This window comes from Dellaglioa sp. CoH-57-MRSF-19 (assembly GCF_056781975.1).
The window spans coordinates 1-267 of record NZ_JBXAXW010000279.1 but is presented as its reverse complement, the minus strand read 5'-3'; the positions used below and the strand labels follow the sequence as shown (position 1 = coordinate 267).

Here is a 267-nt window from a genome sequence, read left to right as displayed (position 1 = left end):
ATGTTGCGGATGAGTCCCGTGATGCGGGACGCCATAGTGCCGGCGGCGACGGTGGCGCTCGCGCGTCCGAGGCCGGCCATCAGGGGGCCACCGGCATCCGCTTGCGCCGTCGGACCGTCCGGATGACGCCGAGGACGAGGAGGGCGGACACGAGGACGGTGAGGATGACGAGGGCCACCGACTCCCATTCGGCGCGCACCGACACCTCGACGGTCTCGCTCCGCCCGATATCGACGCCGGACGGGGTGCGCAGCTGCAGGTCGACGG

At 71.9% G+C, this 267-nt stretch carries 1 protein-coding gene; it reads right to left on the bottom strand.

The genetic code is table 11. The features are described 5' to 3' along the window. Positions 1-79: 79 nt before the first annotated feature. The coding region (locus AC1RO3_RS09230) for a DUF6049 family protein (RefSeq protein ID WP_481764123.1) at positions 80-267 on the bottom strand (188 nt) is incomplete at its 5' end.